This is a genomic window from Streptomyces amakusaensis (assembly GCF_039532665.1).
Classification (GTDB): Bacteria; Actinomycetota; Actinomycetes; order Streptomycetales; family Streptomycetaceae; genus Streptomyces; species Streptomyces amakusaensis.
The window spans coordinates 1-9,079 of sequence record NZ_BAAASB010000035.1 but is presented as its reverse complement, the minus strand read 5'-3'; the positions used below and the strand labels follow the sequence as shown (position 1 = coordinate 9,079).

At 69.2% G+C, this 9,079-nt stretch carries 10 protein-coding genes; 7 read left to right on the top strand and 3 right to left on the bottom strand.

Annotated features, from left to right (window positions below):
- Positions 1-1,029: an ABC transporter substrate-binding protein gene (locus ABD371_RS34400; protein WP_344486218.1), complete on the bottom strand. Its 1,029-nt coding sequence runs from the start codon at positions 1,027-1,029 to the stop codon at positions 1-3.
- Between the two features lie 465 nt (positions 1,030-1,494).
- Here ABD371_RS34400 and ABD371_RS34395 point away from each other — a divergent pair, with 465 nt between their 5' ends.
- On the top strand, positions 1,495-2,424 hold the full coding sequence (locus ABD371_RS34395) for a TauD/TfdA family dioxygenase (protein WP_344486215.1): 930 nt from the start codon (positions 1,495-1,497) through the stop codon (positions 2,422-2,424).
- A 68-nt stretch (positions 2,425-2,492) separates the two neighbouring features.
- Here ABD371_RS34395 and ABD371_RS34390 read toward each other — a convergent pair whose 3' ends face one another.
- Positions 2,493-3,170, bottom strand: a complete 678-nt coding sequence (locus ABD371_RS34390) for a TetR/AcrR family transcriptional regulator (protein ID WP_344486212.1) — start codon at positions 3,168-3,170, stop codon at positions 2,493-2,495.
- A gap of 83 nt (positions 3,171-3,253) precedes the next feature.
- Between ABD371_RS34390 and ABD371_RS34385 the strand changes: the two genes are divergently transcribed.
- The 5 genes from ABD371_RS34385 to ABD371_RS34365 all read left to right on the top strand — a co-directional run bounded on the left by ABD371_RS34385 (position 3,254) and on the right by ABD371_RS34365 (position 8,252).
- Complete coding sequence (locus ABD371_RS34385) at positions 3,254-3,859, top strand: PadR family transcriptional regulator (RefSeq protein WP_344486209.1); 606 nt, start codon at positions 3,254-3,256, stop codon at positions 3,857-3,859.
- 67 nt (positions 3,860-3,926) lie between these two features.
- Complete coding sequence (locus ABD371_RS34380; RefSeq protein WP_344486206.1) at positions 3,927-4,913, top strand: hypothetical protein; 987 nt, start codon at positions 3,927-3,929, stop codon at positions 4,911-4,913.
- A 147-nt stretch (positions 4,914-5,060) separates the two neighbouring features.
- Positions 5,061-6,623, top strand: a complete 1,563-nt coding sequence (locus ABD371_RS34375; protein WP_381735510.1) for an alpha/beta fold hydrolase — start codon at positions 5,061-5,063, stop codon at positions 6,621-6,623.
- Positions 6,624-6,776: 153 nt separating this feature from the next.
- Positions 6,777-7,385: a GNAT family N-acetyltransferase gene (locus ABD371_RS34370; RefSeq protein WP_344486200.1), complete on the top strand. Its 609-nt coding sequence runs from the start codon at positions 6,777-6,779 to the stop codon at positions 7,383-7,385.
- A gap of 111 nt (positions 7,386-7,496) precedes the next feature.
- Positions 7,497-8,252, top strand: coding sequence for a class I SAM-dependent methyltransferase (locus ABD371_RS34365; RefSeq protein ID WP_344486264.1), 756 nt, complete (start codon positions 7,497-7,499; stop codon positions 8,250-8,252).
- 11 nt (positions 8,253-8,263) lie between these two features.
- Here the strand turns inward: ABD371_RS34365 and ABD371_RS35925 are convergent, their stop codons facing one another.
- The gene (locus ABD371_RS35925; RefSeq protein ID WP_381735512.1) at positions 8,264-8,449 is read right to left on the bottom strand and encodes a DUF6192 family protein; all 186 of its coding nucleotides are present in this window, start codon (positions 8,447-8,449) and stop codon (positions 8,264-8,266) included.
- Between the two features lie 323 nt (positions 8,450-8,772).
- Here ABD371_RS35925 and ABD371_RS34355 point away from each other — a divergent pair.
- On the top strand, positions 8,773-9,079 hold a 307-nt coding region (locus tag ABD371_RS34355; RefSeq protein WP_344486197.1), incomplete at its 3' end, for a phosphopantetheine-binding protein.

Genomic DNA, 9,079 nt, shown 5'->3' with positions numbered 1-9,079 from the left:
CTACTTCTTCAGGGCCTTCGCGAGGAGCGGTTCGAGCCCCTTCACCGCGTAGGGGATGCTCAGCACGGAGGCGCTGGACAGGGCCAGGCCCACCGACGGGTGGGAGGGGAAGACCAACCGGTTCTCACGGGCGGCCTTCATCGCGCCGATCTGCGGATACTGGGCGAGGGTCTGCTTCAGCGGCATCTGCTGCTGGCTCAGCAGGATGACGACGTCGGCGTCCGCGTCGCCGGCCTTCTCCGCCGACAGCTCGACGAAGTACTTCTCGTCGCCCAGGCTCTCGACATAGGCCGAGGGCTTGAGGCCCAGCGCGGTGACGAGCTGCATCCGGGTGTCCCCGGCGGTGTAGACGCCGATCTTCCCGCCGAAGGCGAGCAGGATCGAGACGGTCTTCCCGGCGAACGCGGGGTTGGCCTCGGCGGTGTTCCGAAGCAGCGCCTCGGTGTCCGCGATGAGCTTGTCGCCCTGCGCGGTACGTCCCACGGCGGCGGCTATGGTCTTGGTGGACTCCCGCCACGGCACGGCGTTGGGCGTGGCTCCGGCGGGCAGCCCCACCGTGCGGGTGATGTCGGTGAGGGTCTTGTACTCGGTCGCGTCGCCGCCGGACTGGACGTTGACGATGAGATCGGGGGTGAGCGAGGCCACGCGCTCGTAGTCGTACGGGGGCTTGAGGAAGGCCGGCGTCTCGGACCCCAGCGCCTTCTCCGCCCAGACGCCCACGCCGCGCTTCATCGTCGGGATGAACTGCCAGACGCCGACCGGGACGATGCCCAGCGCCAGCAGTACGTCATGGTCGGTGCGGCCCAGCGAGAGCACCCGCTTCGGCTCCTCGGGGATCTCCACGGTGCCGAACTTGTCCTCCACCGTGACCGGGAACGTCGTGGCGTCCGCACCGCCGGACGGCTTCGTGGACGCCTTGGTCTCGTCCTTCCCGCAGGCGGCGAGCAGCGCGGTCGAGCCGAGCACCGCGCCCAGGGAGAGCAGTCCCCGGCGGCTCAGCGAGCGTTCGCGGTCGGTCGTTCCGGTCATGGCGTGGCCCTGTCTGTGAGTGATGGAGCGGCGGAGTGGGGCGACGGCGCCGACGGTCCGTACGGCCGTGCCCCTTCCGGGCGCGGACCCGCCTGTCGCGGGTGCTGTCGGCGGCCCTGATTCCCGTCCGGCCCGACGAACAGTGAAGACCGCACCATAGTCAGGTAAGCCTCACCTTGGCAAAGCGGGCGGGTGTGTTCCTGTTCGAATCTGACGAAGGGTCAACACTTGTGTGATGTCAGGGCCTTGACGGGCGGCGACGCGAAAGTGACGCCTTCCTCGGAGGAGTCAACTTAGGTTAGGCTAACTTCGCTTGACGGGGCCCGGGCCGAGACCGGACTCCGCGCACTCCGGAGGCGTCGGCACCGCCGTACCCGCGGCTGGTTCCGTTCCTCCCGCACACGAGTCTGAAGAAGGCGCGCCGAGGCTTCGGCGGCCGGACCGAGGCGACAGGAGAACACGTTGATGGCTGGCCCGACGCTCCCCCTGACCATCGAAGGCGACGGGGGGCCCGCCTCCGAAGCCGTCCGCCGCGACCGCGCGAACCTCAGGGAGCGGCTGTACCGGCACGGCGCCCTGCTGCTGCGCGGATTCGACGTCGGCGGAGTGGACGGCTTCGAGGCCGTGGTGCGCGAACTGTCGGGCGCCCCGCTGACGTACACCGAGCAGTCGTCCCCGCGCAGCGTCATCAAGGGCAAGGTCTACACCTCGACCGAGTACCCGGCGAAGGCCGAGATACCGCTCCACAACGAGATGTCCTACCAGGCGAGCTGGCCCCTGGTGCTCTACTTCCACTGCGTCGAGCCGCCGCTGACCCAGGGGGCCACCCCGCTGGCCTCCACCCGGGCCGTCTACGACCTCGTCGACCCCGCCGTACGCGAGGAGTTCGTCCGGCGCAAGTGGATGGCGGTGCGCAACTACCGCGACGACATCGGCCTCCGCTGGTGGCAGGCGTTCAACACCGAGAGCCGCGAGGAGGTCGAGCGGCTCTGCGAGGCCGGCGGCATCGAGGCGCAGTGGATCGGGAAGTCGGGCCTGCGCACCCGCGCGGTGCGCGAACCCGTCCACCGCCACCCCGTCACGGGCGACACCGTCTGGTTCAACCACGTCGTGATCTTCCACGTCAGCAGCCTCCCCGCACCCACCCGCAACGGGCTGCTGGAGATCTGCGGCGAGGAGGGCCTGCCGAACAACACCTACTACGGCGACGGCGAACCGATCCCCGACGAGGTCACCGACCATCTGCGCGACTGCTACCGCCAGGCCTCGGTCCGTTTCGACTACCGCCGCGACGATCTGCTCGTGGTGGACAACATGCTGGCCTCGCACGGCCGCGAGCCCTTCACCGGACCGCGCAAGATCGCCGTGGCGATGGGCGAGGCCTCCGACGCCTGAGCCGCCGTCCCCGTCCCCGCCCCCGCCCTCGTGCACTCGTCCGAGCCCCCGCCCGCCGGGGGCTCGGCTCACCCGGCGGGCCGGTCCGACAGCGGGCGGGGATCGTCGTCGGCCAGCTGGGCCAGACACCCCCGGACGAGTCCGCGCATCGTCCACCGGAACACCGCGTCGTCGCCCAGCTCGCGCGCGTGCACATGCTTGATGGGGAAGACGGAGAACTCCTCCGCCGCCGTGGCCAGAACCTCGTCCCGCTGCACGCGCGACTCCTCCGAGCCGAAGACCGCCGTCACCCCGATCGCCTGCTGAGCGACCGTGGACGCCATCCACGACGCCTCCCACGGCTCCAGCCCCAGATCGACCAGACGTACATGCGTCTGCTCGAAGCGGGCCATGCTCACCCGCGAACCCAGCTGGAGACGGGAGAGATACCCGGCGATCCCCGGGTGCTCGGAGACCAGCTTCCGCAAGGACACCGCCAGCGCCAGCAGGAAACCCTCGACCGACTCCTCGGCCGTCTCGGGCGGACTCCAGCGCTCCAGGATCCCCTCCGCCACCAGCAGGCGCAGCGCGTCCTGGGACGGCACATGCCGGTACACGGCCACCCGGCTGACACCCAGTATCTCGGCGACGCCCTGAATGGTGACCTCGTCCAGAGTCAGGGCGATGCCCGCCTCAATGATCACCTTCCGCGTCACCAGCCGCGGCCGTCCCCTCGCCCGCCCCGCGCCAACCGCCTTGGTCGTCATCCGCCAAGCCTAGGGCCTCTCTCCTGCGGCCCGCCGCACCGCGCGAACCGTAAATAGTCTATTCGGACTGTTAGAGTTCGACCATGCCACGCCGCGCTCTCGACAACCCGCTGGTGCTCGCGGTGCTCGGGCTCCTCCTGGAAGGCCCCGCACACCCCTACCAGATGCTCGCCGAACTGCGGACCCGCAGCGACAACCACGCGGCGGCGATCAACCGGGGATCGCTCTACAACACCGTCGCCGCCCTCACCGAAGCCGACTGGGTGGCCGCGCGGGGCCGGCAGCGCGAGGGCAACCGCCCCGAGCGGACCGTGTACGAGCTCACCCCGGCCGGCCACGACGAACTCGTACACCGGCTGGACAGCCGGATCCGCAACCCCGAGTGGGAGTTCTCCCGCTTCCTCGGCGCGATCTCCTACCTCGGCGCCCTCGGACCGGACGCCGCCGTCGAGGCCCTGACGGAACGCGCCCGGCGGCTGCGCCTGCGCACCGCCGCCGACGAGAACCGCCGCACCGAGGCGCTCGCCGCGAACGTGCCCCGGCTGCACATCGTCGAGGCCGAGTACGCACTGCACCTCGCCCGCGCCGAGACGGCCTGGGTCGAAGCCGTCATCGACGACATCCGCACCGGCGAACTGACCTGGCCCACCACCGCCCCGGACCCGGACCGGCCGCCCGCCCGCGCCTAGAAACCCACCGGGAGAGACCGGGAGACCGAAGACCGAAGACCGGAGACCGGGAGAGAGGGAAACCGCCATGCCGAGAACCCCAGAAGGACTGCTCTTCGGCGTCTACCCGGGAAGCGTCGCCGGCGACGACACCGGCCGCCTGGCCGAAGGACCGCCCGACGACCCCGCCCGGGTGACCGCCGCACTCGACCGGTTACAGGGCCGCCCCGGCCGCCCCTTCCTGGTACGCGCCTACACCCGCTACGACGACACCACCCCGCCCGGCGGACCGCACCCCACCGCGACCCCCGCCGCCGCGGAACGGTACGCCGTCCGGGGCCGCCGCCTGGACCTGGTCGCCCAGTACCAGTCCACGACCGGCGACATCGACGGCTACCGCCGCTTCCTGTGCGAACTCGTCGAGCTGTACGGCCCGGTCACCGACACCCTGCAAGTCACCGAAGAACCCAATGTGACCTCCGTGCCCACCCTGGACGGCCACTACCCGGCGGTCAGGGAAGCGATCGTCCACGGAGTGTCCGCAGCCAAGGAACGAGCGCGCGAACTCGGCCACACCCATCTGCGCGTCGGCTTCAACACCACCCCCCTCTTCGGCCCGGCCGCCTCCTTCGTCACCGAACTGACCGAACACGGAGGCCCCGGCTTCACCGACGACCTCGACTACATCGGCCTGGACTTCTTCCCCGACGTCTTCCAGCCCCTGGCACCACCCGACCTCGCCCCCGCCGTCGAGGCACTGCTGCGCCACCACCGGGACACGGTCCTCACCCCCGCCGGACTGGGCCGGCTGCCGCTCCACATCACCGAACACGGCTGGCCCACCGGCCCCGGCCGGCCGCCGAGCCGCCAGGCCGAAGTGGTCGAGACCGTCGTACGGGTCGTCGCGGCCCAGGCCCGCCCGCTGCGGCTGAGCGGATACACCCACTTCGCGCTGCGCGACGCCGACAGCTCCCGGCCCGGAGTGTTCCACCGCTTCGGACTCACCACCGACGACTACACCCCCAAACCCGCCTTCGCGACCCTGGCCCGGCTCGTCGGGGAGTTCAGCCGCTGACCCGGCGACGTACCTGGCCGGAACTCTCCTCCAACCACAGAAGGACCCGCCACGCTCGCCGTGCGACCGGAGATCGACAAAGCCCGACCGGACGGATGATTCGCCGGGCGGCACCGCACGACAAGGTCGACATGTCCTCAACCCGGAATGGAAAGGCCCTCCTTCGTGCACGCACGACATGTGGCACCCCTGCTCGCGGTGAGCGTCATCGCGACACTCGCCCCGGCACTCGCCACCGCCCCGGCGACCGCCGCCCCCGGCGTGAACGCCCAGCACTCCCCGTACCTCCAGCACCCCCAGGTCCACCCGAAGGTGACATGGCAGCGGTGCGCCGCCGACAAGCCCGCGTCCCTCCAGTGCGCCACCATCAAGGTGCCGCTCAACCACGCGAAACCCGAGGGCGGGAAAATCGGCATCGCCGTCTCCCGGATCAGAGCGACCGACCCCGCCCAGCGCCGGGGCGTCCTGCTCTTCAACCCCGGCGGCCCCGGCGGCTCGGGCCTCTACTTCCCGTCGGCGCTGACCTCGCTGCCCGCCTCCGTCAAGGCCCGGTACGACCTCATCGGCTTCGACCCCCGGGGCATCGGCGAGAGCGCGCCCGTCGCCTGCGGACTGACCCCCGACGAGAGGGAGGTGGAGCGCCCCTACAAGGAGGAGACCTTCGCCCAGGACGTCGCCAGGTCCCGCGCCTTCGCCGACAAGTGCCGCGCCAAGCACAAAGACTCCCTCCGGCACATCACCACCCGCAACACCGCCCGCGACATGGACGTGATCCGGAAGGCGCTGGGCGAGAAGAAGATCAACTACCTGGGTTACTCGTACGGCACCTATCTGGGGGCCGTCTACACCCAGCTCTTCCCCCGGAACACCGACCGGGTCGTCCTCGACAGCGCGGTCGACCCCAAGCGCGTCTGGCGCGACGACTTCCAGCTCTGGGCCCCGGAGGCGGAGAAGGCCTTCAAGCGCTGGACGAAGTGGACCGCCGAGCGCTCGGCCGAGTACCGGCTCGGCGACACCCCGGCGAAGGTCGGCAAGACCTTCTGGGACATCGTCGCCCAGGCCGAGCGCGAGCCCGTCGTCGTCGGCAGGACCCCGCTCGACGGCGATCGGATCCGCAGCCTGATGCGCGCCCCCTTCTTCAGGGCCGCCACCGCGGCTGAGCTGGTCGTCACCCTCAAGAAGGCCGCGGCCGGAAAGCCCACCCCGGACCTCCCCGACTCCGGCGGCTGGGACGACCGGTCGGCCTCCGCCCTGTGGACCGTCACCTGCGGCGACGCCAACTGGCCGAGGAACCCGGAGACGTACCGCAAGGACGCGATCCGCGACAAGGCGCGCTATCCGCTCTTCGGTGACTTCGCTTCCAACATCTCGCCCTGCGCCTTCTGGGACAGGACCGCCGAGCCCACCACCAAGGTCGACAACAAGGTGCGCGCGCTGATCGTGCAGAACGAGTGGGACTCCCAGACACCGCTGCCCGACGCGATCGGCCTGCGCGAGGACATGAAGGGCTCGCGCATGATCCTGGTCGACGAGGGCGAGGGCCACGGCGTCTACACCACCGGCCTCAGCGAGTGCGCGGACACCGCCACCACCGCCTATCTGACCCATGGCTCCTTCCCCGCGAAGGACATGACCTGCCTGCCGACCCCGGCCAAGGAGCGCTCGGGAACCGCGGAACTGCCGATCCCCCTGCCCCTTCCCACCCGCTGACCGGACGCCCCGCTCAGGGACCGCCCTCTTCCTGAAACTCGGCCCGCCCGGACGGAGCAAATCCGTCCGGGCGGTCTTCCGCTGGGTTTCAATTGGTCTCAGCGGTTTCAGTGGCAGAGGAATACCGGGACCTACGGGAGAGGCGGCCGGAGAATGAGCGCGGTGCTGCGGAGAGCGGACGAGGGCGACCGGGACACGGTGATCCGGCTCCTCGACACGGCCTTCCGGAACGATCCGGTGACCCTGTGGCTGTTCCCCGAGGAAGAGCACCGCCGCTCGGCCCATCCCCGGCTGATGGCGGCCTTCCTCGACATCGTCCTCCGGGCGGGCCGGGTCGACCTCCTGGCGGACGGCTCCGGCACCGCCCTGTGGCTGCCCGCGCGCGACGGCGACGAGGCGGAGGAGGAACAGGAACCGGAGGACGACACCCTGTCGAGGACGTTCGCCGAGATCGCCCCCGGCAATGAACGCGTGCGGACCATCAACAGACTCACGGCCGAGATCCACCCGGACCGGGCCCACGAATACCTCTGGCTGATCGCCGTGGACCCGGCCCAACAGGGCAGGGGCCGCGGTACGGCACTGCTCGCGCCGGCCCTCGAACGCTGTGACGACGAAGGCACACCGGCCTATCTGGAAGCGACCAGCCCGAGCAGCCGCGCCCTCTACCAGCGCCACGGCTTCGTCCCCACAGAGCCCGCTCTCACCCTCCCCGACGGCCCGACCCTGTGGCCGATGTGGCGCGAGCCGTGCCCCCGTTGAGCACCTGTGTCTGAACCTCGGGCCATTCTTTGAAAACCATTGGTGCCCGGCTTGCCCCGCTGATGGACTGACGTCCTGCCGTGAGTCTGCCGTGTGACGGAGGTAGTGGTTGTGACGGGCTATGACGTGCTTGCCGAGGTGTACGAATGGCTCATCTCGGATGCGAAGTTGCCTCCAGCCGAGTTCGCCGCGTCGTACGACGACGTCCTCAATCTCCTGCCGTCGAACGCCCACGTCCTCGACTGTTCCTGCGGAACCGGACAGCTGGCGGTTGGCCTCGCCGGTCGCGGCATACAGGTTGTCGCAACTGACGCCAGCGAGACGATGGTTCGTCGGACCACGGAGCTGTCCGAGGAGTTCGGGACATCCGTCCGGGCCGTACGGGCGAGCTGGGAAGAGCTGCCCGACCATTTCCAGGACAACACGTTCGACATGGTGTTCTGCGTTGGCAACTCGCTTCACCATGCCGCGGGCGCGACAGGCAGGCGTGCTGCTCTGGAGTCGATGTCACGGCTTCTGCGCCCCGGCGGGCGCTTGGTGCTCACATCCCGCACTTGGGAACTCGTGAGGGCCAGAGGTTCCCGGCTGGAGATCGGTGACCGACTCGTCCGCCGGAACGGTCGCGATGCCGTCGTGGTCTACCGCTGGGAGATTGCCCCGCACTGGGAGGAGGAGCACCACATCGAGATTGCGATCGCGCAAGTTGATGCGACCGGGTTGGTTCTTGTCCGCTCGGAACTGCTCTCCTGCTGGCCCTACCGGTACGAGGAACTCGAAGCCGAGCTGCACCGGGTCGGACTCCAGACGGAACTGAGCACCTTCGATCTTGAGGCCGAGAACTACATGGTGGTCGCGAGCAAGGCATAAACACCGGACTCTCAGCCCCCGGCCGGACCGCACGGCTGCTCGCGGGCCGGCCGGCCCCGCTCTACCTGGGCGTGGTTGACCTGGTGGCGGGCGGTGTCGTCGGACACCGCCCGGAAGGCGACGTCCGGCCACCGCGGCCCTGTACCCGCTTCTGATACTTCTGGCGGAGAGCGAAGCCTGCCCGGATCTCCCACCATCGGGGGAGAGCGCGGGCGTGTGCGCCAATATCCTTCCGGCCCATGGCCTGGGAAATGCCGGACATCAGGGATTGGTCGGCGGTGCGTTTCTCCCTCGACCGGATGAGTACTCGTGAATCTGAGCCGGTAGGACTGTTTACAGCCTTGTGGCGCAACGCCTAGCGTTACCACAGGTGAATCATCGGCAGCGTAAATGCTCAGTAAATTTCAGTCTGAAATCCCCTCGGACAGATTCATTGCCCGATCATTCAAGATCCCGCACTAAATGATGTCCCTCCTTATATGAGCCAGCTCCTCGGGCCACGCACGGAAGGCTTCCCCCAATGAAGAATGACCACGAATCTCGGACCTCGCGAGAGCAGATCCTCTGTGCGTTGTTCGCCGAAGTTCTGGGGCTGCCCGAGGTGGGTGTCGAGGACGGTTTCTTCGACCTCGGGGGCGACAGCATTCTTGCGATCCAGCTGGTGAGCCGCGCCCGGGAAGAGGGCCTTGAATTTACCCGGCGTGAGGTTTTTCAGCGTCAGTCGGTGGGTGGGTTGGCGGTGGTGGCGCGGGATGTGGGTGTGGTGGGGGTGGTGGGTGATGGTGAGGGTGTGGGGGTGTTGCCGTTGACGCCGGTGATGTTTGGGT